Source organism: Flavobacterium suzhouense, from assembly GCF_042684765.1.
GTDB classification, from domain to species: Bacteria; Bacteroidota; Bacteroidia; order Flavobacteriales; family Flavobacteriaceae; genus Flavobacterium; species Flavobacterium suzhouense.
In genome coordinates this window covers 200,510-224,825 of record NZ_JBHUMD010000027.1, presented here as the reverse complement: position 1 = coordinate 224,825, position 24,316 = coordinate 200,510, and the positions used below count along the sequence as shown (strand labels likewise).

Sequence of the window (24,316 nt, the reverse complement as noted above, 5' to 3'; positions counted from 1 at the left end):
CTCTTTACCCTCCAATTTATTACACGTTTACGAAATTTTTCGCATAATTTTTTCCTAAACTATTGTTTCTAATTAAAGTAATATTAACTTTGTAAAATCATGTAATGAAAGTTGACTGTTATGAACGGATTATCCGAAATAGTTGATGCTCTTGAGGTTAAACTCGAAAAGCTTGCCCAAAAACTGGAGCAGCTTCAGGCAGAAAATCAGGGGTTGGAAAACGAGGTTTCCCGGTCAGCTTTGGCCTTAAGCAGGCAAAGTGAGGAGATTGCATTGCTTAAACAGCAAAATGAATCTCTTAGGATGGCCAACTCATTACTGGGCAGTGACGACAATAAAAGAGAAACAAAACTCAAAATAAATTCATTGATCCGCGAAATTGATTATTGCATAGCGCAGCTCTCTGATTAAGACAGAAGATGGACGATAAGCTGAAGATCAAAATATCAATTGCCGACAGGGTTTACCCTTTAAATGTAGATCCGGCGCAGGAAGAAGGCTTACGAAGCGCTTCTAAGAAGATTGATGCCATGATCAGGCAGTTTGAAGAAAACTATGCAGTTCGCGATAAACAGGACGTTTTAGCCATGTGTGCATTACAATTTGCATCTCAGGCAGAACAAAAGCAGATCGATAAATCTGCCGACCTGGAAGAAGCCTTTGAAAGGCTAAAAAAAATGAATGAAAGAGCTGATGAGCTTCTCTCTAAATAATAAAATACGTTCTTTACATACGTCAAAAATACTGCCTACATTAGTACAAATTTGATAAACTCAACGCCAATTCTTTAAAATGGGTGAATCGTCGCTACTATAGCATGCTGCCTTGAGCAGATCCTAGAACAGCTTGTTAGCCCAAAACTTGTCAATACGAGTTTATACAATTCTTCTGATGTGGGCTTTTTTTATATTTAAAAACAACCAAACAAAATCTAAATGGATATAGCTTTAATAATAATTATCGGGATTGTAGGAGTAGCGGCAGGATTTGGGGTCGCGAAGTTCCTGGAGAAGAAAAATGTGTCAACCCTGATAAAAAATGCGAAAAAAGAGGCCTCAAACATCATAAAAGATGCTACCAAAGAGGGTGACAACATAAAAAAAGACAAAGAGCTTAGGGCTAAGGAAAAATTCCTTGAGCTAAAAGCCGAGCACGAGCAGGTTATCTTGGCCAAAGACAGAAAAATCGCTGAAGCTGAGAAAAGAACAAGAGATAAAGAATCGCAGGTATCTAACGAACTTGCCAAGACTAAAAAAGTAAACGATGAGGCTGAAGCTAAAATAGCTGACTACAACTCACGTATCGAATATCTTGACAAAAAGCAACACGAAATAGACAAGCTTCACAAAAGCCAGGTAGAGCAACTTGAGGTAATCTCAGGCCTTTCTGCTGACGAAGCTAAAAACCAACTTGTGGAAAGCCTAAGAGCTGAAGCAAAAACGGCTGCTATGTCTCACATTCAGGAGACTATCGAAGAGGCTAAACTTACTGCACAGCAGGAAGCCAAAAAAATCATCATCAGCACTATTCAGCGTGTAGGTACTGAAGAAGCAGTAGAAAACTGTGTATCGGTGTTCAACATCGAATCGGATGATGTAAAAGGACGTATTATTGGCCGTGAAGGACGTAACATCCGTGCGCTTGAAGCTGCTACAGGTGTAGAGATCATCGTTGACGATACGCCGGAGGCAATTATCCTTTCATGCTTTGACCCTGTAAGAAGGGAAATTGCACGCCTTTCGCTTCACAAACTTGTAACCGATGGCAGGATTCACCCTGCACGTATCGAAGAGGTAGTTGCTAAAACTACTAAACAAATCGAAGACGAGATCATCGAAGTTGGTAAACGTGCCGTTATCGATCTTGGTATCCACGGGCTACATCCTGAGCTTATCAAAATCGTTGGACGTATGAAATACCGTTCGTCTTACGGACAGAACTTACTACAACACTCAAGAGAGGTTGCTAAGCTTTGTGGTATCATGGCTGCTGAACTTGGACTTAACGTTAAGCTTGCTAAAAGAGCAGGTCTGCTACACGATATCGGTAAAGTGCCGGATGCTGAAAGCGACCTTCCACACGCACTACTTGGTATGCAGTGGGCTGAGAAATATGGTGAGAAAGAAGAGGTTTGCAACGCGATTGGTGCTCACCACGACGAAATAGAAATGAAATCATTATTATCACCTATCGTTCAGGTGTGTGATGCTATCTCAGGTGCCAGACCGGGTGCAAGGAGACAGGTTCTTGACTCATACATACAGCGTCTTAAAGACCTTGAAGATATCGCTTACGGATTCCAGGGCGTTAAGAGTGCTTATGCTATCCAGGCAGGACGTGAGCTTCGTGTTATCGTAGAAAGCGAAAAAGTAACCGACGATATGGCGGCTAATCTTTCTTTCGAGATATCTCACAAGATCCAAACCGAAATGACGTATCCTGGTCAGGTAAAAATTACCGTTATCAGGGAAACGAGAGCAGTTAATATTGCGAAGTAAGAAGCTAATGCTTTAGAAATATAAAACTCCGGAGGAAACTTCGGAGTTTTTTTGTGGGTATTTATGCCGCTCCTCCGGAGCTCATTTTGATCATCCATAATATTTTCTATAAATATATCGCACCTCCGGAGCTAACATTCAACAAGTCCCGGAGGGACGGCATATTTGTAGTATTAGGCATAACGATACCGCATGAGCTCCTGAGGAGCGCCATATAATGTATTCCCTACGGGAAATTCTCATCATTAAATCTTCTCTTTTCTACCAATATTATTTCCCTAACGGGAAATCACTCCTGCTGGTTGTCGCGTAGCTATAAAAATAAATTATCATAAATTTGATATAACAATCTATAATAGAAATGCAGGATACTAACACAAAGAGTATAATCAAATTAATCGCTAAATATTGTTCTCCCAAAGACATTTTAAATCAAGACACCCGAATTTACCATGATTTAAACATATACGGGGATGATGCAGATGAACTGTTAGAAGAATATTCGAAATTATTTAATGTTAGAATCAGCTCTTTCAAATTCACAGATTATTTTCCTGAAGAAGGAGACATAATAACTTCTACTATTATCAGAATTTTATCTTTAAAGCCAACTAAGAAATATAAAGAATTAAAAATAGTTGATTTAACTCTCGGTATACAAACAGGTTCTTTGGATTTATCGTAGTTCAAATAAACCACAAACCCCCCCCTGCAATGCAGAGAAGGGTTTCTTCCACTTAAAACAATAACACCATTATCTCCAGCCCCCGCCAAGTGACCTGTATAACTGGGCCACAGCGTTAAGCTGGTCTCTTTTTAATACTGCCAGATCCAGTTCGCTTTGCAGCACATTTCCCTGTGCTGTAATCACTTCCAGATAATTGGCCATGCCGCTTTTAAACAGCATATCGGCATTTGTTGTCGCTTTTTGCAGGTTGGCCACTCTATCCGCCGCAAACTCCTGCTCCTGTTTAAACTTCTCTACTTTTACTAAAGCATCAGATACCTCTCCTACAGCATTCAGCACCGACTGCCTGAAGGCAATCACCGCTTTTTCACGCTCTACTTTGGCTATCTCGTACTGTGTGCGAAGCTGCTTTCTTTGCAACAGTGGCTGCGTAACGCTACCGGCCACCATACCAAATAAAGAGGCAGGCATATTAAACCAGTTATTTGATTTAAATGAATTTACCCCACCCGCAGCTGTAATATTCAATGCCGGGTACATTGATGCTTTAGTTATACCTACTCTTGCATTGGCAGATGCAAGTTCATATTCTGATGCCTTTATATCAGGCCTGTGACTGATGATTGATGATGGAACTCCCGAAGATAATTCAGTAAGTAATGGCGTCAGGTCAAGCGTACTGCTTCGCGAAATCTCAGCCGGAAGCGCACCGGTCAGTATGCTTAAACCGTTTTCCTGAATAATGATCTCTTTTTCAAGCATTGGCACTATCTGTGCTGCTTTCAGGCGTTGTGTTTCTGTCTGCTGCACTGCCAGCGATGTAACCTGACCTGATTCGAACTGCATTTTTACGATGCGTAGCGTATGTTCATTCAGTTCAAGGTTCTTTTTGGCAACAGCCAGTTGCTGATCCAGCATCAGCAGGTTATAATACCCCTGCGCCACTCCGGCAACAAGATTAGTCTGTAGCAGTTTTTTAGCCTCTTCCGATTTAAGGTACTGGTTCAACGCTTCTTTTTTACGGCCTTTTAGTTTACCCCAGATGTCAGCTTCCCATGAAAGGTTACCTCCGGCGTTATAATCTTCAATATGGCTTGTGTTCAAAAAGTTGTTAAGGCTGATACCGTTAAGGCTGTTTTGTGACGGAATAGATGTATTAGCAGTCACGCCAAGGCTAAGCTGTGGTACATTATTCCATTTTGTCTGCCTGAACTGCAATTGGGCTGCCTCAATATTCTTAAGGGCCGTCTGCATATCATAATTGTTCTTAATGGCTTTGTCAATAAGCCCCTGAAGTGTTATATCAGGAAAGAATTGTTTCCACTCAATCGTGGCGATACTGGTAGTATCAGTACTTGCCGCCGCATTCCTGTATTGCTGCGGAAGCTCAGGCTGCGGTGTTTCAATATCTTTAGACACTTTACAGCCTGTAAGTATCAGTAATGCTGTAAAGAGCAGATAAATATTATACGTTCTCATTTTTAAATGGTGGTATATTTTAAGTTATCCTCATTGGCACTGCCTACAGACTCCCTCCCATTAGTGGTGAGAGGGAGCGGGCAGCTTTATAAAACAAACAATAAAGGATTTTTGATTTTTTATTTGGCTAATTCTAACTCTTCTTTAAGGTGTTCTACAGCTTCAGCTCCATGAGCTTTAGCAGGAACACCGCTAATTTTTTCATGAAGGTACTGGAACAGTATGAACAATACCGGAATAATGAATAACCCCAGTACAACACCGGTAACCATACCACCCGCAGCACCAATACTGATGGAGTGGTTACCTTGTGCTGATGGTCCTATAGCTCCCATCATTGGAATCAATCCAACGATGAATGCCAATGAGGTCATTATAATTGGTCTTAACCTTAGCTTGGCAGCCTCGAGCGATGCCGACAGCAATGACTTACCTGCCCTTCTGCGCTGTACGGCAAACTCAACGATAAGGATGGCATTCTTGGCAAGAAGTCCGATAAGCATTACAAGTGCTACCTGCACATAAATATTGTTAGATATATTGGTCATGCCAATAGCCGCGAATACTCCAAATACTCCTGTTGGGATTGAAAGGATTACAGCCATAGGAAGGATATAACTTTCATACTGTGCCGCAAGCAGGAAGTACACGAACAATAAGCTCAGTACAAATACAACTGCCGACTGGCCTCCTGAAATAATTTCTTCTCTTGTCATACCTGAGAATTCATAAGAATATCCAGGCGGAAGGTGTTTGGCAGCAACTTCTTCTACTGCTTTAATCGCAGCACCTGAGCTGTAACCCGGTTTAGGGATTGCATTCACCGTCATCGAGTTGAACAGGTTATAACGTGACGCATTTTCAGGACCGTAAACTCTTTCCAGTTTTACAAGTGTATTTACAGGAACCATTTCGCCGGTTTTGTTTTTTACAAATACGCCTCCAAGCGATTCCGGGTTAGCCCTTGTATCTTTATCAGCCTGAACCATTACACGGTAATATTTACCGAATCGGTTAAAGTCAGACACCTGGGCACTACCATAATAAGCCTGTATGGTTTGTAATAACTCTTTTACGCTAACACCAAGCTGTTCGGCCTTAACATCGTCAACAACCATTTCATATTGCGGATAATCGGCTCTAAACGGAGTAAACGCTACTGCAATTTCAGGGCGTTTCATCAGTTCCATTATAAAGTTGTTACCAATCCCGCTGAATTTATCCAGTCTTCCGCCTGTACGATCCTGAAGTACAAAGTCAAGTCCGTCGATATTACTGAAACCGGGAACGGTTGGGAAGGTAAACACAAAGAAGTTAGCTCCTTTGATGGCAGACAATCTACCTCTCACATCGTTCATAATCTCGTCGATGTTCTTAACATCACCACGCTCGTTGTTTTCTTTAAGCAGGATGAAGGCAACACCAAACGACGGACTCGACGATTGTGTAAGCATATTAAAACCTGAAAGTATGTTTATAGTACGTTGGTAAGGTGCAGCACCAAGAACTTTTTCCACCTCAGCCAATGCTTCTGTAGTACGCTCAAGGGATGTACCCGCAGGCATTGATGCCGATATGGCAATAAAGCCCTGGTCTTCTGAAGGAATAAATCCTGAAGGTGTTGTTTTTACCATCCACGCGGTTGCAAGTACAACAACTGCCAGACCTCCCATGCTCCACCATCTGTATTTTATAAGGAATCGGATACTACCTATATAACGGTTCGTCACCTTATCAAAACCTACATTAAAGGCTTTAAAGAATCTCGTTTTAAATGTAGATTTTTCAACCAGTGCATGAGTGTCATGTCCGTGATCGTGACGTGTATCATGTGGTTTAAGAAATAAAGCCGCCAAAGCAGGACTCAACGTTAAGGCATTTACAGCCGATATTACAATTGCAATAGCCAGTGTTAATGCAAACTGCCTGTAGAATACTCCTGTTGAACCTTCCATGAAACCTACCGGAAGGAATACCGCCGACATTACAAGCGTAATGGAAATAATTGCACCGGTAATTTCGCTCATTGCAGAAATTGTAGCCTGTTTAGGCTGATAGCCCCGCTCCAGTTTGGCATGTACCGCCTCGACGACGACGATGGCGTCATCCACCACGATACCGATAGCCAGTACTAACGCGAACAGGGTTAGCAGGTTGATGGAAAAACCGAACAGGGACATGAAAAAGAACGTACCCAATATAGCTACCGGAACCGCAATGGCTGGAATAAGCGTTGACCTGAAATCCTGAAGGAAGAGATAAACCACAATAAATACCAGGATGAACGCTTCTAAAAGCGTATGCTCTACCTGTGCGATAGACGCATCAAGGTTTCTCTTCGTATTATAAAGGATAAGGTATTTTACATCTTTAGGGAAGTTTTTCGAAGCTTTTTCCATCAGCTTCGCTATCTCCACCTGTATATCATTAGCGTTAGAGCCCGGAAGCTGTATAACCGCGATATTAACCCCCGGTTTACCATTTACCCTGGTAAAGTTACCGTAGGTATAAGCACCAAACTCTATACGAGCCACATCTTTTAAGCGAAGTAATGAACCATCAGGATTCGTGCGAACTATGATGTTTTCATAATCGGCAGGCTTATTAAGCTTACCTTTATATTTAATTACATATTCAAATGATTCGGTACTATTCTCACCAAATTTACCGGGAGCTGCTTCAAGGTTTTTGTCCTGAATAGCTGCCATAACTTCTCTTGGTGAAATGTTGTAGGTGCTCATCTGGGCAGGCTTAAGCCAAACCCTCATCGAATAATCCTTATTACCTCCAAAGATCATCGCCTGTCCTACCCCCGGAATCCTTTTGATATCGGGAATAATATTAATCTGTGAGTAGTTAGCCAAAAAGGTCTGATCATATGATTCAGGATTATCCGAATACATGGATACCACCATGATAAGGCTGTTTTGCTGTTTTGCTGTGGTTACCCCGGCCTGTACAACTTCGGCAGGAAGCTGGCTTGTAGCCTGGGATACCCTGTTTTGAACGTTTACCGCAGCCTGATCGGGATTGGTTCCCAGCTTAAAGTAAACCGTAATTACAAGCGAACCGTCATTACTGGCAGTAGAAGTCATATAACTCATATTCTCTACCCCGTTTATAGATTCCTCAAGTGATGGCGCTACCGATCTCAATACGGTTTCAGCATTCGCTCCGGGATATAGTGCTGTTACCTGCACCGCCGGAGGAGCAATGTCCGGGAACTGCTGCAGGGGTAATTTTGTAAGTCCGAGAACCCCTAAAATTACCAATAGGATGGATATGACCGTAGCCAAAACCGGCCGGTCTATAAATCTTTTTAACATGTTTCGTTTTGCTTAAGTGATTATATAGTAATTATTTAGAGACAACTTCTTCCTGTACTTTCTCAGGAACTACTACTGTGCCATCGGCAAGTGTTTCAAAGCCTTTATAAACAATTCTGTCGCCTGCTTTCAGACCTTCTTTTATAAGATAATCAGTACCTGTTTTACCTGAAATAGTTATTGGAGTTCTGGTTACTTTGTTGTCTTTATCAACAATATAAACAAATACTTTATCCTGAATTTCGGCAGTAGCTGCCTGTGGTACTACTATAGCATTAGCATGGCTGATACCCAGCTTAACCCTTCCTGTATTTCCTGAACGTAAAAGTCCTTTAGCATTAGGAAAACTGGCTCTTAAGGTAATCGCACCTGTGGTCCTGTCAAACTGACCGTCTACCATATCGATTTTACCTTTTTGCTCATATTCGCTGTTATCAGCCATTACAAGAGTAACAGGAGGTAGTTTTTTAAGCTTATCGCTAAGGGTGTTGCCTTCGTATTTTTCTTTGAATGCGATAAAATCAGCTTCTCCTATAGAGAAGTAAGCATATACCTCATCAATATCCGAAAGCAATGTAAGTGGTGTAGGGTCTGCAGCCGATACCAGGTTACCTTGTTTTTTAGGTAGTCTTGTAATATATCCGTTTACAGGAGCCGTAATAAGCGTGTAACCAAGGTTTATCTTAGCGGATGCTACAGCTGCTTCGGCTTGCCTTTTATTAGCCTCAGCTATTTTTACTGATGCTTTTGCATTTTTTAGCTGGTATTCCGATACGACTTTACCTTCAACAAGCGGCGTCATTTTTTCCACCTCAAGTTTAGCGTTCATAAGAGCACCCTCAGCAGCATTTAGCGAACCCTGAGCATTATTCAGTAATTCTCTGTATCGGTTTTCGTTGATTTTGAAGATAGGTTGCCCTGCTTTTACAAAAGCACCTTCATCTACAAATACCTTATCAAGGTAACCGTCAACCTGAGGGCGTATTTCTACGTTTACCCTTCCTTCAACAGTAACAGGGTACTCCTGATAGGTAACTGCCTGCCCCTGCCCGATTGTAAGAACCGGAACCGAAACAGCCTGAGGTGCAGGAACCTGCCCCTCTCCGCTACCGGAAAATCCATAAAAGGCAAGACCGGCAACAAGTACTATAGCTACAATTATTATTATACGTTTCATAATAGAGTTAAATAATTTAATGATGTTAAGTGATAGTCCAAAAAAATTTAAAATAATGATTGATGATACGACTTTATGCTTTTAAACTATTTAACAGCGTTAAGTAGTTTCGCAAAAAAAAGCCATTGAGCTAGAAAAGAGTTTTCATGATATATAGATATTAAATGATTTAACGGTGTTAAGTGAAATGCTAAATTTTTTTATTCTTTTATATAGCGGACAATGCCGCTTATCGCGTCTTTCAGTATTTGCTTGTTGATTTCATCAGAAAGCCCATTACCAACAATATTGATGGAGATAAGACCATGGATTACTGAAAAGAACGTAAAATATTTTTGCTTTATAACTTCCGGTTTCGGATTTTCCTGATCCATCAGTTTTGCAATAACATTTGCAATTAAAGTGTAGGGAGCATCAGTCTCGGTATTACGCTGTGCGCAACACGTCATTTCCACTCCATACATAAGCTGGTACATTTCTTTGTTCTTTAAGGCAAAGTTCCAGTAGGCCAGCCACATCCCTTCTAACTGAACCGCAGGATCATCCGATTCTGCTTTTGCAGCTTCCAGGTCTTTGGTAAGAATCCCGAACCCTTTACAGGTAAGCTCCTGTAAAATGGCTTCTTTGTTAGAAAAATATTCGTAAATTATAGGAGCGGTATATTCAATCTTATCAGCGATCTTTCGCATGCTAAGGCCTTGCCATCCCTCTTCCTTTACAATCTCTCTCGCAGCTATAAGTATATTTGAACGGGTTTCTTCTTTCTGTCTTAATATTCTTTCTTTACTTCCCATTTTATAGCTTTTAAATTACTTAACAGCGTTAAGCAAAGGTAATATGTTATAGTTTACGATTACAATTTTTCTTTATCATTTTTATTTATAGCAGCCATAATAAAAATTTATACTGCTTCTAAACAAAGATTAAATCAAGGTCTTCCTTGCATATAGGCTTTAAAAAATATCCTTTTACAGCCCCATCAAACTCTTTAGATTTATTAATATCTACTTCATTATTAGATGAACTAATCATATAAATGGTAGGTTTTTTTATCAGCCCGGACGAAATTTTACCAAATTCTTCTAAAAACTGCCATCCATTCATAATTGGCATATTTACATCCAATAATATCAAATCAGGAAGCGTTTCCTCATTATTATTGCTCTTAATATGATCTATCGCATCTGAACCATTTACAAAAAATGTCGAGGCAACGTCAATCCCATTCTGTTTGAACAGATTTTTCAGAAGAAAATGATAAATCTTATCATCATCTATAACATAAAGGTTGCTAATTTTCTTCATCAAAATACACTTTAAATGTAGTTCCTTTATTTAGTTCGCTGCTCACTTCTATCTTTCCTCCCATCGCCTCTACCTGGTTCTTGGTAATAAAAAGACCAATACCCCTTGCATTCTGGTTTTTATGAAACGTTTTATACATTCCAAAAAGGGAGTTCTTATGTTTTTTAAGGTCAATTCCAAGTCCGTTATCCGAAATTGAAAGCACCTTTTGCCCTTCAACTATCTCAAAATCATACGAAAGCATAGGCTTTCTCTCGGGGCTTGAGTATTTAATTGCATTTGTTGTAAAATTAAGCAATATACTCTCAAGATATGCAGGATTATAATCTACAGTAACATCAAGAGGTATATTTATCTCAATATCAACATTATGCTTCTTTATTTCGTTGTGTAAAATATTAAGAATGTTCTTCAAATAGTGTCTTAAGTTAAGCTTTTCTCTTACAGTTTTAATTTCAGTTTGTATTTCTACCAACTCTTTAAGATGGCTTATAGTAATACTAAGTCCGTCTGATATCGCTTCAAGATGCTGTAGCATTTCTTCTCTTTCAGCTTCGTCTGCGGTTTTAAAAAGATCGAGCAACATCTTTAGGTTACTTGCGTGTGATCGGAGGTTATGCGATACAATATGAGCAAAGTTATTCAGCCGGTTGTTCTGGCTAACTATAATATTAATAGTATTACCAAGCTCTACTTCTTTTTCCTTAAGCTGGTTAATATCCTTTAATGTCCCTATAGACCTCTCCGGATTACCGTGCTCATCATAACTTACAACCCTACCCCTGCTCAGTACCCATCGGTATTTTCCATTATCCGTAAGAATCCTGTAAATACTCTCATAAGAAGCATTTTTCTTTTTAAAATAATCGGTTTTGCTTTTATCATAGGTGTAAGCATCATCGGGATGTATGCGGCTCAGCCAAAAAGTATTAGGAAAATAAGCCTCAACTTCTTTCTTACCAAGTATTTTCATAAGTTGGGCAGAAAAATAGACAACATTAGTTTTCATATCCCAGTCCCATATACCTTCTGAAGCAGCTCTCAGGGCATAATTAAAGCGTTCCTCAGATATGTGCAACCTTGCTTCTTTTTCTTTATGCTCGGTAATATCGGTAGCCCTGCCGTAAAAAACTACGGAACCATTGGCGGTAAGTTCAGGATTAGCGGTTACCCGCATCCAACGCAAGCCTTTTTCAGGAAGCTGTAACCTGTAGGTATGATCCCATTTCGCAAGCTTTTCCCTTGACTCCTGCAAAGTTGCTATAAAATCAGCAGCATCTTCGGGAAACATGCGGTCATAAAAAAAATGATGAGGATCGGTAAGGAATACATCCTGTGGAATTTCATAAAGATCTTTAATACTCTCACTCAGGAAAATTATGGAGAACTTCTCGGTTTCAACATCCCATCTTATTTTGAAAATGAGATCCGGAACCTGATCGAGCAGTTTTTTATAAAAAACATTCGGACTTTCGCCATCATACAAGTCCGGATTATCAAAAATCTTCATCCACTTTAAAAATTATAGCCTACGTGTTAAAATTAATAACTTTTATCAATTAATAAAGCGTTTTCAGCTTTAATTTATCGTCGCGGATGATAAGTGTTTAAAATATTATTAAGAAATTTTCTATCAACATGCATGTAAATCTCTGTTGTAGTGATAGATTCATGCCCCAACATTAACTGTATTGAGCGCAAATCGGCGCCGTTTTCAAGCAAATGCGTAGCAAACGAATGACGAAAAGTATGAGGACTTATTGTTTTATGTAACCCTATCTTAACAGCCAGATCTTTTATAATTGTAAAAACCATGGCACGGGTAAGTGCTTTTCCCCTTCTGTTTAAAAAAAGCGTATCCTCAAAACCTTTCTGGATATTAAGTTTATTCCGGTCGGTTTCAATATAAATAGTAATATACTTTTGCGTAGAACTACCAATAGGCACAAAACGTTGCTTGTTACCTTTACCGGTTACCTTGATGAATCCTTCCTCAAAAAAAAGGTCGGACAACTTAAGCTCTACCAATTCCGACACCCTCAATCCGCAACTGTAAAGCGTTTCAAGCATAGCCCTGTTACGTTCACCCTGTGATTTGCCTTCCCTGTCAATTTTATTGAGCTCAATTGCTCCTATCAGAGCATCAATTTCTCCTACAGAAAGTGTATCAGGAAGTTTCCTGCCAATTTTTGGCACCTCGATTAGCTCCATTGGAGTCTCTTTTCGATAGTTTTCAAACACCAAAAAGTTAAAAAAACTCTTAAGGCCGGAAATAATCCTTGCACGAGAACGAGGATTTAATTCGGTTGCAATATGGTAAATGAACTGCTGAATAATTTCTTCATCAACTGCAATTGGCGATACATCCATATTGTTAGCAATAAGGTAATCTACAAGCTTTTGCACGTCAAAACCGTAATTTTCAACAGAATTTGCAGCCAAACCACGCTCAATTTTCAGGTACGATTTATAGTCATTTATAAATTTAATCCAACTTTTCATACGCGGTTAAAGTTATGTGAATTAAGAATCCTTTCAGAATAGTGCCAATTTTAATGAGATAATTTTGAAATACAAAACTAAAACTTATAAAGTGATGAAACTATTTAAAATGTTATCAGTAGGTGCACTATTACTTGCGGGAGCAGTAACGCATGCACAAAACCCTAATGGGACAACACCAAGCTTTGGTGTAAAAGGTGGTGTAAACTTTGCAACAGTAACAGGAGACGATTTTGACAGTCCTGATTCAAGAACAAGCTTTCACGTAGGTGCTCTGGTAGAACTTCCATTAAACGAAATGATATCAATTCAGGGAGAAGCGCTGTACTCGGGGCAGGGATTTAAAACAGACATTCCGGGTGGACTTTTAGGAGGAGATGAAAAAGTAGAATATCAGCTTGACTACATTAATGTACCTGTATTGGTAAAGGCATATGTGTTTCAAGGATTAAGTCTTGAAGCCGGTCCTCAATTCAGCTTTAAAGTAAACGAAGAGTTTGATTCGGATGCAGATGCTGATTCTGGAGATTTTGATGTAAACGAAGCGAAAGACTTTGAATTTGGTCTGGCAGCTGGTATTACATTCCAAACTCAAATGGGACTATTCGCATCGGGAAGATATAATCTTGGGCTAACCGATATTTTTGAAAACAGTGATGCTAAAAACTCTGTTTTTCAAATAGGTGTAGGATATAAATTTTAAGCGTGCCATTTTGCTTAAAACAACAAAGCCTCCGCGTAGCGGAGGCTTTTGTAATATAACTAAGAACAAATATTAGAATTTGTAAACCATACCAAAGTTGATATCGCTAAAGTTAGCGCCAAGGTTGAAAGTGTTTGTAGATTCAGCACCATCAACATCCGGTTTTAGAGTTCTGTAACCCAAAATACCGAAAGTAGCTTCAAAAGCGATGTGCTCAGAAACAAAGTAGCTAACACCCGGAGCAAGAGCGATGTTTACACCGTTCTCTTTGTACTCAGGATCACCATCGTTTTCTACTTTGTTAGACACATAACCTGCTGAAAGCTGTCCGAAGAAAGAAAAGTTTCTTGTTGGAGTGAAGTAGTATCTACCAAAAGCACCAATTTCAAGAGCAGTTTGCTTATCTTCAACATCTCCTAGTGGAGTTTCAACTTTATCAGTTTCGCTAGATAGACCAACCTGAAGACCAACAGCAATATTACTAGTTACAAAGTAACCTGCTTTTGGAGAAAAGTTGAAAGAGTTAGTTTTAGCATCGCCTGTTTTTTCACTTCCAAATCCTACAGAACCTGTAATGAATACATCTCCCTGAGAGAAACCTGTTGTAGTTGCAGTTTCCTGAGCGTTTGTAAAGGCAAAAGCCATAACAGCCGCAGCTGATAATAATAATTTTTTCATTTTTAATTGATTTGATTATTTGATGACAAAACTATGGAAAATTTTTAATAGGAAAATACCCTTTGATGGTGATTTTTCATTCCTAACATTATAGTAACCTCATAGTCAAAGATTAATCATTTTATAAATAAACCCTTTACATTATAATGTTTTTCTATTTAAAGCTAAGATTTAGTATCTGTAGCTGATCCCTCCTCCGAGCGTGGCAATATTATATCCATCTCCCGGCAAACCTTTATAGCTAACATAAACATCGAGCGCATCAATGATATGATATCCCAGCTTAGGCTGGTAATAAACACCGCTCTTTCCTAAATCACTATCGCCGGAATAAAAAGCAAAACCAACATCGGCGGCAGCAAAAAGTTTACCAAAAGAATACTGGGCCGAACCGGCAAAATAGATATAATTAAAACCATCAAGTTTTACAGAGCTAAATTCGTTATCTATTTCCTTACCTACAAAATGAGTAAATCCACCGGCCGCTCCAACATAAAGTTCATCTGTGACATAAAACAAAAACGCTGCATCAACACCAAAATTAAATGTTGATATATCGGCAGCGTCACCTACCGGTGCGCCAAAATGCACACCCAACAAGCGATCGGTCTGTGCCTGCACGTTGCAAGCGAAAAATATAATAGCAAATAGTAATAGTTTTTTCATATTCTGGATTGAGTTAAGATTCATAAACCTATTAGATGGTTAACAGGAACCATGTATTAATTAAACTTTCGAAATAAAAAACCCCTGCAATAATGCAGAGGTTCTTATAGTTTAAAACTTATTCTGTTAGAATTTATAAGCAGCTCCCACAGAAATTGCAGATACAGTAGCACCATCAACTGCAATACCTTTGTAACCTACATAAACATCAAGTTGCTCAGCAATGTGGTAACCTACTTTTGGCTGATAGTAAAAACCACCATCTCCATCTCCGCTTCCGGCATAGATAGCATAACCAAGATCTGCTGCTACAAAGAACTGATCAAAAGAATACTGCCCTGTAGCTGCTACAGGAATATACCCAAAGTCATCAGCTTTAACTGATCCAAATCCGGGAACATCATAATCTTTACCTAAAAAATGCGTATAACCTGTTGTAACACCGGCAGAAAAATTGTCTGCCACAGACCATAGATAAGATACATCTGCACCAAAATTAAAAGATGAAACATCGCCTGCATCACCAATAGGAGCACCTACGTGAATACCTGCCTGAAAACCACTTTCCTGTGCCTGTGCCGCATAACCAAAGGCCATAACAGCTACAGCTGATAATAAGATTTTTTTCATGATTGGTCTAAATTTTAGTTATTGTATCTAACAAAAATATCAAAATATTTAACAAAATAAACCCCTATAAACAGGGATTATCACCAATTTTATTAACAATATCACAAATAAATAATAAGTAAAAGCTTTACAGATTTGAAACAAAAAACACAAAATATTATAAATCAACATCTTAAAATAAAAAAAGGAACACAAAACAGCATCATTGAATAATTATCAGTTTTAAGGCTGTTTTTCAATTAAATTAAAACAAATTTAACATTTTAAAAAAGCCAAAATAGGGTTAAAAAAATCGCTGTTAGTACTACTTTTCTTTACTTTTGCAAGGAATATAAAGGTACAAGCACCTTTTGATCACTTTAATTCGTAACCAATTTTAATTAATCTAAACTATGAAAAAGATCATTTTTTTATTTGCAATGCTAACAGCAGGTGTTACATCACAGGCTCAGGGCATAGACTTTGGTATAAAAGCGGGTGCTAACTTCGCTAACTTTTCAGGAGATCTTGACTCAGACGGAATCACTAATTTTCATGCCGGTGCAGTATTAGAACTAAACATTGTACCTATGTTCTCTGTACAGGCAGAAGGATTATTCTCTTCTCAGGGTGGTAAAGCTAAATATGATGATGGTGGCGTTGTAGGTGTTGCCGAAGATATTAACCTTGATTATATTGCTGTGCCTGTCCTTGCTAAGTTTTATGTATTACCGGACAGACTAAGCATCACAGCAGGACCGCAATTCTCTTTCCTTGTAAGCGATGCAAAAGACGCATGGGAAACTAAGAAATTTGACCTTGCCGCGTCTGGAGGTGTTGAGCTTAAAATTATCGCAGGACTTTTTGCTCAGGCACGTTACAACGTCGGACTAAGCAACATTAATGATGGTGATGGTGAAGGCAGCTTTGACGTTAAAAACAACGTATTCCAGCTTTCTGTAGGATACTTTTTCTAAAAAATTAAATAATATGCAAAAGCCGGTATGTCTTTTAAGACATAACCGGCTTTTTTATAGGTATATATGTTAAAAAAAATATTAAATCGCATACATTCTCCAAGCCTTATACTTAAATTTACAAAAACATACTAATGAACATTATAATTATAAACGGCCCTAATCTTAACCTGCTTGGCATACGCGAACCTGAAGTATACGGAGGCAGAACTTTTGAAGACTACCTTGCCGAATTGCAACAAAAATTTCCGGGCATAAAACTGGAATATTACCAAAGCAATATCGAAGGTGAAATTATAACTAAAATACAGGAAACCGGATTTAATCATGATGGGATCATATTAAATGCCGGAGCCTACACCCATACTTCAATAGGTATTGCCGATGCCGTAAAAGCTGTTACATCACCTGTGATCGAGGTACACATATCAAATACCTTTTCACGTGAGACCTTCAGACACCAGTCGTACCTGTCTCCTGTTTCAGCAGGAGTAATAGTAGGTTTTGGACTTAAAGGCTATGAGCTGGCCTTACAAGCGCTGCTTCCTTAAAAAAAACGCTATGAAACATGTCCTTTTACTTTTATTGCTGTTAACCGGCACGATTTCTTTTGCACAGGTAAAAGGACGAATTACCAGAAAAAACGGTGAGCCTGTTTCTTTTGCCGGAATTACTGTAAAAGGAACCTACAACAGCACTTCATCAAATGAAGATGGCAGTTATTCCCTTAATGTAAGCAAAGGTCACCACACATTACTTTTTCAATCACTGGGTTATAAGACCAGGGAAATTGAAACCGACGCATCGTCACAACCTGTTACCCTGAATGTGATTCTTGAAGAAGAGCAATTCATTCTGAAAGAAGTTGTAATAACCAATGAAAATAATCCCGGAGAGCAAATAATGCGATTTGCAATTGCGCACCGAAAAGATAACAGTGAACGCACTAAGGCGTTTGAAGCTGACTTTTATTCACGAGGCATTTTCAGACTGCAAAATGTTCCTGAGAAAATTTTGGGGCAAAAAGTTGGTGATATGGGGGCCTCGCTCGACAAATCCGGTAATGGTATACTGTACCTTTCTGAAACGGTATCACATATTAAATATGAAAAGCCGGGAAAGATGTATGAACGCGTTATTGCATCAAAAGTAAGCGGCGAAGATAACGGCATGAGCTATAATAATGCTCAGGCTGCCGAATTTGATTTTTATGACAACTACCTGCCCTTTAATGTAAATGCGGTTTCGCCAATAGCAGAAAACGCTTTTAATTACTACAAATATCAGCTTGAAAGTACTTTTTATACCAACGACCGTCATCTCATTAATAAAATAAAAGTTACTTCTAAAAGAGAAAAGGAACCTGCTTTTAATGGCTACATCTATATAGTAGATGACAGCTGGCAGTTATATGGCGTTGACCTCAGCATAAAAGGAAGCCAGATTGGAAAGGATCTGCTGAACACCCTTAACATAAAGCAAAACTTTGGCTATAACAGCAAAGAAAAAACTTGGACTAAAAACACACAAATACTGGATTTTGATGCCGGATTATTTGGCGTGGGCTTTAATGGCAGATTCTCATCAGTATATAGTAATTATGTTTTAAATCCCGATTTTGGTCCCAAAACTTTCACTGCGGAAATTCAGCGTTTTGAAGACGGCGCCAACAACCTGCCTGATAGTTATTGGAATAAAAACCGCCCGATACCGCTTACCAGCGAGGAAATTACCGATTATCGCCGCAAAGACAGCCTACAGGAAGTGACTGGAAGAAAATCGCATATTAATGCTCTTGATCGTCAGCGTAACCGCTTTAAATGGCTTTCGACACCTATAGGTTACGTATATTATAACACCGAAAAGAACTGGCAGATAAGCTATACCGGAATTGTACGCAGGCTTGGTTTTAATACAGTTCAGGCTTATAACCTTGCACCCGGATTTTATTTTACAAAACACAATCCCGACAAACAAACATACACTACCATAGGCACCGACATGAACTATGGCTTTGCCGAACAGCGGTTCAGGGCTACGGGTACGATTTCACGTAAGTTTAATAATTTCAGCAAAAGGATAATCACGCTGAAAGGAGGCAGCAGCATTGAGCAATTTAATCCTGAAAACCCTATAAACAGGATTGTAAATAGTATCAGCACGCTTTTCTTCAAGGATAATTACATGAAACTGTATGACAATAATTTTTTACGCCTTAGCTATGAGGAAGAGGTTATTAACGGGCTTTATCTTTATGGAACCGCGGAATACACCCGCAAGAAATCGCTTTTCAATAATACTAAGTTTTCAACACTTAAAGATGCTTATAAACCTTATACATCTAACAATCCATTGTTGCTGTATGACGATGACTCCCGTTATGATAATGAGACTCCTTCCTTTGAAAAGCATCACATGTATAAGGTATCCCTTGCAACACGCATAAGTTTCGGGCAAAAATACAGGACGCGACCTAACGGCAGGGAAACTATCGCTAACGATAAATATCCGCGCATATTCCTGAAATACGAGAAAGGGTTTGCCTCAAGTATTGACGATTATAATTTTGACCATCTTTCTGCCAAAGTAAATTATGATCTGACAGTGGGCAACAAAGGAGAACTGGGAGTTAGTTTCAGAACAGGAAAATTCTTCAATTCAGAAAACATAGCCTTTACCGATTACAGGCATTTTAACGGGAACGAGACGCATGTGGGTAAATCAGAACGGTACCTTAATGTATTTAACTTCCTTCCATACTATTCGCACAGTACAAATGATCAGTATTTCGAAGGGCATTTGGAACACAATTTCAAAGGATTCCTTACCAATTCAATTCCGTTATTCAACAAACTGAATTATCATTTGGTAGCAGGTTATCATATACTTGCCACACCGGAACGTAACCCGTATTCGGAATTTACAATTGGACTTGATAATGTAGGATGGGGAAAAGCGCGCTTTTTCAGGATAGACTACATCAGGTCATACGAAAGCGGTTTTGTAAATGACGGTGTAATATTCGGATTGACCTTTTTAGATATATTGGAGTAATTGTTATCGGTAGATGGTTGTCAGTTGTCGGATAAAATCTGTACTGCCTACTCTTTTTTCCTGTTTTTAAGTACACTCCCCCTAAAACTTTCTACCGGGTCTCTGTGCAGGAATCGTTCAAGGTCTTCCCATGTAGTACACTGAATGGGATATTTTACGCCATCAAAGTCCAACGGCAGCGTAACTGACTCTATTCCGGTAAGATCTTCTTTCAGGTAATCTTCAAGATCTTCTACTGAATAGAACCATTCCTTATCAAACTGCGTTTTGTTTACGCTTTTGTCTTTTCGCAGTATGGCTTCGGTAAGTTTCTTTATTTCTTTCATTTTATTTATTCCTTACATATACGTGCTTAATTTTGCTTTTGCCCGTATCCCTTTCATCAACAACAAATTTATCAATACTTTTTATAAGTGCCAGCATTTTTGGATAACCATAATTTCTGGAGTCAAAATCAGGCTGTTTTTTCAGGATGAAATTACCCAGATCACCCAAAAAGGCCCATCCATTTTCATCTGCAAGATCGTTTATACTCTGACTAAGAAGCTTTATAAGCCCTCTGTCTACTTTACTTATAGGATGTTTGACTACAGGAGTTACTTTTTCTTCTTTCGCATCATCTTCAATATCAGCATCAGTATCATTTTTACCAAGTATCTCGATATAGATAAACTTATCACAGGCTGATATGAACGGAATAAGCGTCTTTTTCTCCCCTATGCCTATTACCTTCATACCGGCTTCGCGAAGACGGGTAGCAAGACGTGTAAAATCACTATCGGAAGAAACAATGCAAAATCCGTCAACCTTACCCGTATAAAGTATATCCATGGCATCGATGATCATAGCGCTATCGGTAGCATTTTTTCCGCTTGAATAGCTGTATTGCTGTATGGGCGTAATGGCATTTTCGAGCAGTACCTTTTTCCATCCTGATACAGTTGGCTTAGTCCAGTCGGCATAAATCCGCTTGAATGTAGGTGTGCCATACTTGGCGATTTCCTCAAACATTTCCTTTACATTGGCATAGGGAACATTATCGGCATCGATTAAAACGGCAAGCCTTAGATCCTGTATTGTACTACTCATAAGTGATAAGATTTACTCAAAGGTAGCGCAAAACCTCACAGGATGACGTTATTTATTGTATAATAATATAAATAATCAATCCTAATAAAAAATATATCAACAAAGACAACAGGACATTTATACCAAAATAACGCTCTTCAATTTCTTTGAACGGCATTTTCTTCCTTTCAGAAGCCAATGAAGATATGTTCCAGGCAACTCGACAAGCATAAAAATTGTTTCTCCAATAATTTCAACTATAACTTCAAGTCCCATGTTGAAATTTTAAACTATAATGGCTTATCCCCACTTATAATTTTAGAGATAATCCCTCTTTCCTTTCCTGCATCGGCGATAAGAACACCGGCAGTATGAAGCACTATGAAAGTTACTGAATAATATAGAGAAAGTACATGGATATCTTCCATAGTATGCTCAAGGCTTTCGGGACCAAATTCCATCATCAACCCTGTAAACAGCGAAGCTCCTAAAAAGATATAGAAAATCACATAAACCCATGATTTGAATCTTTCATATTGTGTAATACCTTTCTTTAACGGACTTACAAAGCCTGCACCCTGTACCCAGGTAAGAATAATACGCAATACAAATAACCCAACCAAAACATAACCGGCGATAATATGAGTATCCCACATAGGCCTACGCACTTTTTTAGCTAAACCAATAGCATCATCCTGGGAAATGGCAATATTTTGTTCGGTAAGACCATCATGTATTATTGTTCCCATACTGCCCTTGTTCATCCACCCCATACGAAGCAGCACAGTTAGCATTATATATAAAAAAGTAAAAGCAATAGCCCAATGTAGAAGTCTGCTGGCAAGGTTGAATCGTTTTTCTCTCATACTACAAATGTAAACGGTATTTGTTATTTTCAAAAGCTTATCTTTATTGCTAATGTTTTTTTAATCAAACATTGTAAGAAAATAAAAACAAAATCGTTATAAGAGCATATTTTTAAAAAATTTAGCCGCGGCGATACAACCATTATAACCGGGAACACGTCTTACTTTATATATACCCGATTGCCTAACTATAACCATAAACCAATGCACAAATTATTGACTACTTGTTTCCTTTTGCTTAGTGCTGCATCTTTTGCACAGATAAAAGGAAAAATTACTTCTGCTGACGGACAGGGAATCCCTTTTGTGAGCATAACCATTGAAAATACTTATAATGGTACCACTGCCAATGAGCAGGGCCAGTATGAACTCGCTGTAAAAACAACGGGAAAATATACCGTTATCTTTCAGTCGATAGGCTTTAAGACCCAAAAACTATCGGTCGACGTAAAATCGCTACCGCATGTGCTTAACGTTATGATGCCCGATGAAAACTATCAACTTAATGAAGTAGTGATATCGAATGCTGAAGATCCTGCCTATGAAGTGATCCGCCAGGCGATTGCCCACCGAAAAGAAAACTCTGCCAAAACAGGACGTTTTGAATCGGATTTCTATTCTAAAGGTATCTTCAGGATTAAAAACCTGCCTAAAAAATTTCTGGGCCAAACCGTAGAAGTTCCTGATGGCATGGTAGATTCAACAGGAAGCGGCATCCTTTATCTTTCCGAAACCGTTTCGCACATTACGTTCGAGCAGCCCAACAATCTGAAAGAACGCATTATTGCCTCTAAAGTAAGCGGAAACGACAATGGTTTCAGCTTTAATACCGCCATGAATACCTATTACAACTTCTATGACAATTATGTAGACATGAGTGAAGTTCAGGTAATCTCCCCTATTGGTTCGGGCGCTTTAACGTACTATAAATACAAACTGGAGGGTACTTTTTTTGACGAGAACAATAACCAGATTAATAAAATAAAGGTTACGCCACGCCGCGACAAAGAAGCTGTTGTTGAGGGTTACATTTATATTGTAGACAACAGTTGGGCTATCTATGCCACCGATTTTGACATGAAAGGCTACAGGTTACAGACACCATTCCTGAATAACCTGAACCTGAAACAAAACTACACTTATAATAGCCAGAATGGCATTTGGGCTAAAAACTCACAGGTATTTGATATTGACGCAGGAGGTTTCGGAATAACCTTTAGCGGCTCCTTTACCCACGTATATACCAATTATATATTCCACGACAAGTTTGATAAGAAAACCTTTGGTAAGGAGATGATCGTTATCGAAGATGAAGCAAACAAAAAAGATTCTGTTTACTGGAATGCCATGAGGCCAATTCCGCTTACCGAAGAAGAAACTATTGATTACATCAAAAAAGACAGCATACAAACGCTGCACGAATCGGTAGCTTACAAGGATTCCATCAATAAAAAATATAATAAGTTCAACTGGAAAGACCCTATAACAGGCTACAATTATAAAAATTCAAAAGACACCCGTTTTAATTATGACGGAATACTGCATATTCCATCATATAATACCGTACAGGGCTGGGTACTGAATACCGGCATGAATGCAAGTTTTGCTCTTAATCCTGAAGAAAAGTATGATTTTAAAAAGAGGCGACTTTATACTGGAGTTAAAGCCGAATATGGTATCGCTGAAGACAGGGTAAGGTTTAGCGGATCGGCAAGTGCCTACAACTTTTATCTTAGCGGAGGTAATACCGTAGAACAATTCAACGCTTCTAACATTTCTCCTTTTGTCAATGCGATAAGTACACTTTTCTTTGAGCGCAACTATATGAAACTTTATGACAAGACCTTTGCCAAAATAGCCTATTCCAACAGGATTGCTGATGGTATTACTGCTACAGGTAGTGTGGAATATTTACGCCGTAGGGCATTGTACAATAATGCGCCTTGGGTTTTCATCAAGGACGACAATCACAGCTATACATCAAACGACCCATTGCAACCTTACAACTATTCCTCGGCTCCGTTCGAAAAACACACACTTTATAAAGCTAGTATAGGTGCTAATTTTAATTTCGGACTAAAATACAAGGTGTATCCGGGAGGTGAAAAGAGAGCCATGAATTATGGCCAGTACCCAACTCTTGGCATTAAGTATGAAAAGGGCTTTGCAGGAAGCATAAAAGAATACGAATACGATTTTATCGCAGCCGGAGCACAGTACAGAACAACTTTTGGCAATAAGGGTGATTTTGCTATCAGTCTTAAGGGTGGTAAATTCTTTAATGCCGATGGTATTGCCTTTACCGATTACAAACACTTTAATGCCAATGAGACTCACGTAAACTCAGGAGGTACTAACATAAGCAGCTTTAACCTGCTACCCTACTACAGCCTGTATACCAATGACGCGTATTTTGAATCGCACATTGAACATAACTTTAAAGGTTACATCATGAATAAGATTCCGCTACTGAATGTACTGCAATGGAACTTAGTAGTAGGCTACCATGCCGCTGCAACACCGGATAGCAAACCGTATCAGGAATTCACAGCCGGATTTGACAACATCGGTTGGGGTAACTTCAGGATGCTGCGCGTAGACTACGTTCGTGCCTACCAGGGAAGCGGCTTTGCCACCGATGGTGTAATGTTCGGACTTAAATTTTTAGATATTCTTGATTAATTCAAAAAACAACAAACCCCATTCGATAGCGGACGGGG

The 24,316-nt window shown here is 39.0% G+C and carries 22 protein-coding genes and 1 other RNA gene; 10 read left to right on the top strand and 13 right to left on the bottom strand.

The features are described from left to right. The first annotated feature begins 120 nt into the window (after window positions 1-120). From ACFSR3_RS14190 to ACFSR3_RS14170, 5 genes are all read left to right on the top strand, one after another. Window positions 121-411: a hypothetical protein gene (locus ACFSR3_RS14190; protein WP_114758319.1), complete on the top strand. Its 291-nt coding sequence runs from the start codon at window positions 121-123 to the stop codon at window positions 409-411. A gap of 8 nt (window positions 412-419) precedes the next feature. Then, window positions 420-713, top strand: coding sequence for a cell division protein ZapA (locus tag ACFSR3_RS14185; protein WP_114758318.1), 294 nt, complete (start codon window positions 420-422; stop codon window positions 711-713). A gap of 58 nt (window positions 714-771) precedes the next feature. Continuing rightward, a non-coding RNA gene (gene ssrS / locus ACFSR3_RS14180) (6S RNA) lies at window positions 772-877 on the top strand. 58 nt (window positions 878-935) lie between these two features. Beyond that, window positions 936-2,498: a ribonuclease Y gene (gene rny / locus ACFSR3_RS14175; protein ID WP_114758317.1), complete on the top strand. Its 1,563-nt coding sequence runs from the start codon at window positions 936-938 to the stop codon at window positions 2,496-2,498. A 361-nt stretch (window positions 2,499-2,859) separates the two neighbouring features. After that, window positions 2,860-3,183, top strand: a complete 324-nt coding sequence (locus tag ACFSR3_RS14170) for a DUF1493 family protein (protein ID WP_379821878.1) — start codon at window positions 2,860-2,862, stop codon at window positions 3,181-3,183. A gap of 69 nt (window positions 3,184-3,252) precedes the next feature. On the opposite strand, the gene ACFSR3_RS14165 is transcribed toward ACFSR3_RS14170, so the two are convergent. From ACFSR3_RS14165 to ACFSR3_RS14135, 7 genes are all read right to left on the bottom strand, one after another. Then, on the bottom strand, window positions 3,253-4,665 hold the full coding sequence (locus ACFSR3_RS14165) for a TolC family protein (protein ID WP_379821877.1): 1,413 nt from the start codon (window positions 4,663-4,665) through the stop codon (window positions 3,253-3,255). A 119-nt stretch (window positions 4,666-4,784) separates the two neighbouring features. Continuing rightward, complete coding sequence (locus ACFSR3_RS14160) at window positions 4,785-7,991, bottom strand: efflux RND transporter permease subunit (protein WP_379821876.1); 3,207 nt, start codon at window positions 7,989-7,991, stop codon at window positions 4,785-4,787. Window positions 7,992-8,022: 31 nt separating this feature from the next. Beyond that, complete coding sequence (locus ACFSR3_RS14155; protein WP_379821875.1) at window positions 8,023-9,168, bottom strand: efflux RND transporter periplasmic adaptor subunit; 1,146 nt, start codon at window positions 9,166-9,168, stop codon at window positions 8,023-8,025. Between the two features lie 200 nt (window positions 9,169-9,368). Beyond that, window positions 9,369-9,962, bottom strand: coding sequence for a TetR/AcrR family transcriptional regulator (locus ACFSR3_RS14150; RefSeq protein WP_379821873.1), 594 nt, complete (start codon window positions 9,960-9,962; stop codon window positions 9,369-9,371). A gap of 118 nt (window positions 9,963-10,080) precedes the next feature. Next, the gene (locus ACFSR3_RS14145; RefSeq protein WP_379821871.1) at window positions 10,081-10,473 is read right to left on the bottom strand and encodes a response regulator; all 393 of its coding nucleotides are present in this window, start codon (window positions 10,471-10,473) and stop codon (window positions 10,081-10,083) included. After that, complete coding sequence (locus tag ACFSR3_RS14140; protein WP_379821869.1) at window positions 10,460-11,983, bottom strand: sensor histidine kinase; 1,524 nt, start codon at window positions 11,981-11,983, stop codon at window positions 10,460-10,462. Before ACFSR3_RS14140 ends, ACFSR3_RS14145 begins: the two co-directional genes overlap by 14 nt. A 74-nt stretch (window positions 11,984-12,057) precedes the next feature. Continuing rightward, window positions 12,058-12,975, bottom strand: coding sequence for a site-specific tyrosine recombinase (locus tag ACFSR3_RS14135; protein ID WP_379821867.1), 918 nt, complete (start codon window positions 12,973-12,975; stop codon window positions 12,058-12,060). Window positions 12,976-13,069: 94 nt separating this feature from the next. Between ACFSR3_RS14135 and ACFSR3_RS14130 the strand changes: the two genes are divergently transcribed. Further along, the gene (locus ACFSR3_RS14130; RefSeq protein WP_114758308.1) at window positions 13,070-13,678 is read left to right on the top strand and encodes a porin family protein; all 609 of its coding nucleotides are present in this window, start codon (window positions 13,070-13,072) and stop codon (window positions 13,676-13,678) included. Between the two features lie 72 nt (window positions 13,679-13,750). On the opposite strand, the gene ACFSR3_RS14125 is transcribed toward ACFSR3_RS14130, so the two are convergent. The 3 genes from ACFSR3_RS14125 to ACFSR3_RS14115 all read right to left on the bottom strand — a co-directional run bounded on the left by ACFSR3_RS14125 (window position 13,751) and on the right by ACFSR3_RS14115 (window position 15,652). Then, window positions 13,751-14,356 (bottom strand): porin family protein, encoded by a 606-nt coding sequence (locus ACFSR3_RS14125; protein ID WP_169520046.1) that lies wholly within the window; start codon window positions 14,354-14,356, stop codon window positions 13,751-13,753. Between the two features lie 171 nt (window positions 14,357-14,527). Next, entirely contained in the window at window positions 14,528-15,022 is a 495-nt protein-coding gene (locus ACFSR3_RS14120; protein WP_379821864.1) for a hypothetical protein, read from the bottom strand. 126 nt (window positions 15,023-15,148) lie between these two features. Beyond that, window positions 15,149-15,652 (bottom strand): outer membrane beta-barrel protein, encoded by a 504-nt coding sequence (locus tag ACFSR3_RS14115; RefSeq protein WP_379821862.1) that lies wholly within the window; start codon window positions 15,650-15,652, stop codon window positions 15,149-15,151. Between the two features lie 392 nt (window positions 15,653-16,044). Here ACFSR3_RS14115 and ACFSR3_RS14110 point away from each other — a divergent pair, with 392 nt between their 5' ends. From ACFSR3_RS14110 to ACFSR3_RS14100, 3 genes are all read left to right on the top strand, one after another. Further along, on the top strand, window positions 16,045-16,608 hold the full coding sequence (locus tag ACFSR3_RS14110; RefSeq protein ID WP_379821859.1) for a porin family protein: 564 nt from the start codon (window positions 16,045-16,047) through the stop codon (window positions 16,606-16,608). A gap of 134 nt (window positions 16,609-16,742) precedes the next feature. Continuing rightward, the gene (gene aroQ / locus ACFSR3_RS14105; RefSeq protein ID WP_379821856.1) at window positions 16,743-17,159 is read left to right on the top strand and encodes a type II 3-dehydroquinate dehydratase; all 417 of its coding nucleotides are present in this window, start codon (window positions 16,743-16,745) and stop codon (window positions 17,157-17,159) included. A 10-nt stretch (window positions 17,160-17,169) separates the two neighbouring features. Next, window positions 17,170-19,662 carry a DUF5686 and carboxypeptidase regulatory-like domain-containing protein gene (locus ACFSR3_RS14100; RefSeq protein WP_379821853.1) on the top strand — a complete coding sequence of 831 codons (2,493 nt, stop codon included), beginning with the start codon at window positions 17,170-17,172 and terminating at the stop codon, window positions 19,660-19,662. A gap of 47 nt (window positions 19,663-19,709) precedes the next feature. Here ACFSR3_RS14100 and ACFSR3_RS14095 read toward each other — a convergent pair whose 3' ends face one another. The 3 genes from ACFSR3_RS14095 to ACFSR3_RS14085 all read right to left on the bottom strand — a co-directional run bounded on the left by ACFSR3_RS14095 (window position 19,710) and on the right by ACFSR3_RS14085 (window position 21,596). Beyond that, window positions 19,710-19,988: a hypothetical protein gene (locus tag ACFSR3_RS14095; RefSeq protein ID WP_114758301.1), complete on the bottom strand. Its 279-nt coding sequence runs from the start codon at window positions 19,986-19,988 to the stop codon at window positions 19,710-19,712. Between the two features lies 1 nt (window position 19,989). Then, the gene (locus ACFSR3_RS14090; RefSeq protein ID WP_379821851.1) at window positions 19,990-20,751 is read right to left on the bottom strand and encodes an NYN domain-containing protein; all 762 of its coding nucleotides are present in this window, start codon (window positions 20,749-20,751) and stop codon (window positions 19,990-19,992) included. A gap of 269 nt (window positions 20,752-21,020) precedes the next feature. Continuing rightward, window positions 21,021-21,596 carry a cytochrome b/b6 domain-containing protein gene (locus ACFSR3_RS14085; RefSeq protein ID WP_379821849.1) on the bottom strand — a complete coding sequence of 192 codons (576 nt, stop codon included), beginning with the start codon at window positions 21,594-21,596 and terminating at the stop codon, window positions 21,021-21,023. A 204-nt stretch (window positions 21,597-21,800) separates the two neighbouring features. Here ACFSR3_RS14085 and ACFSR3_RS14080 point away from each other — a divergent pair, with 204 nt between their 5' ends. After that, the gene (locus ACFSR3_RS14080) at window positions 21,801-24,278 is read left to right on the top strand and encodes a DUF5686 and carboxypeptidase regulatory-like domain-containing protein (RefSeq protein WP_379821847.1); all 2,478 of its coding nucleotides are present in this window, start codon (window positions 21,801-21,803) and stop codon (window positions 24,276-24,278) included. Window positions 24,279-24,316 lie beyond the last annotated feature (38 nt).

Excerpts from the sequence above, each read along its gene's own strand:
- ACFSR3_RS14190 (WP_114758319.1), top strand. The coding sequence starts at position 121 with ATGAACGGATTATCCGAAATAGTTGATGCTCTTGAGGTTAAACTCGAA.
- ACFSR3_RS14185 (WP_114758318.1), top strand. The coding sequence starts at position 420 with ATGGACGATAAGCTGAAGATCAAAATATCAATTGCCGACAGGGTTTAC.
- rny (WP_114758317.1), top strand. The coding sequence starts at position 936 with ATGGATATAGCTTTAATAATAATTATCGGGATTGTAGGAGTAGCGGCA.
- ACFSR3_RS14170 (WP_379821878.1), top strand. The coding sequence starts at position 2,860 with ATGCAGGATACTAACACAAAGAGTATAATCAAATTAATCGCTAAATAT.
- ACFSR3_RS14165 (WP_379821877.1), bottom strand. The coding sequence starts at position 4,665 with ATGAGAACGTATAATATTTATCTGCTCTTTACAGCATTACTGATACTT.
- ACFSR3_RS14160 (WP_379821876.1), bottom strand. The coding sequence starts at position 7,991 with ATGTTAAAAAGATTTATAGACCGGCCGGTTTTGGCTACGGTCATATCC.
- ACFSR3_RS14155 (WP_379821875.1), bottom strand. The coding sequence starts at position 9,168 with ATGAAACGTATAATAATAATTGTAGCTATAGTACTTGTTGCCGGTCTT.
- ACFSR3_RS14150 (WP_379821873.1), bottom strand. The coding sequence starts at position 9,962 with ATGGGAAGTAAAGAAAGAATATTAAGACAGAAAGAAGAAACCCGTTCA.
- ACFSR3_RS14145 (WP_379821871.1), bottom strand. The coding sequence starts at position 10,473 with ATGAAGAAAATTAGCAACCTTTATGTTATAGATGATGATAAGATTTAT.
- ACFSR3_RS14140 (WP_379821869.1), bottom strand. The coding sequence starts at position 11,983 with ATGAAGATTTTTGATAATCCGGACTTGTATGATGGCGAAAGTCCGAAT.
- ACFSR3_RS14135 (WP_379821867.1), bottom strand. The coding sequence starts at position 12,975 with ATGAAAAGTTGGATTAAATTTATAAATGACTATAAATCGTACCTGAAA.
- ACFSR3_RS14130 (WP_114758308.1), top strand. The coding sequence starts at position 13,070 with ATGAAACTATTTAAAATGTTATCAGTAGGTGCACTATTACTTGCGGGA.
- ACFSR3_RS14125 (WP_169520046.1), bottom strand. The coding sequence starts at position 14,356 with ATGAAAAAATTATTATTATCAGCTGCGGCTGTTATGGCTTTTGCCTTT.
- ACFSR3_RS14120 (WP_379821864.1), bottom strand. The coding sequence starts at position 15,022 with ATGAAAAAACTATTACTATTTGCTATTATATTTTTCGCTTGCAACGTG.
- ACFSR3_RS14115 (WP_379821862.1), bottom strand. The coding sequence starts at position 15,652 with ATGAAAAAAATCTTATTATCAGCTGTAGCTGTTATGGCCTTTGGTTAT.
- ACFSR3_RS14110 (WP_379821859.1), top strand. The coding sequence starts at position 16,045 with ATGAAAAAGATCATTTTTTTATTTGCAATGCTAACAGCAGGTGTTACA.
- aroQ (WP_379821856.1), top strand. The coding sequence starts at position 16,743 with ATGAACATTATAATTATAAACGGCCCTAATCTTAACCTGCTTGGCATA.
- ACFSR3_RS14100 (WP_379821853.1), top strand. The coding sequence starts at position 17,170 with ATGAAACATGTCCTTTTACTTTTATTGCTGTTAACCGGCACGATTTCT.
- ACFSR3_RS14095 (WP_114758301.1), bottom strand. The coding sequence starts at position 19,988 with ATGAAAGAAATAAAGAAACTTACCGAAGCCATACTGCGAAAAGACAAA.
- ACFSR3_RS14090 (WP_379821851.1), bottom strand. The coding sequence starts at position 20,751 with ATGAGTAGTACAATACAGGATCTAAGGCTTGCCGTTTTAATCGATGCC.
- ACFSR3_RS14085 (WP_379821849.1), bottom strand. The coding sequence starts at position 21,596 with ATGAGAGAAAAACGATTCAACCTTGCCAGCAGACTTCTACATTGGGCT.
- ACFSR3_RS14080 (WP_379821847.1), top strand. The coding sequence starts at position 21,801 with ATGCACAAATTATTGACTACTTGTTTCCTTTTGCTTAGTGCTGCATCT.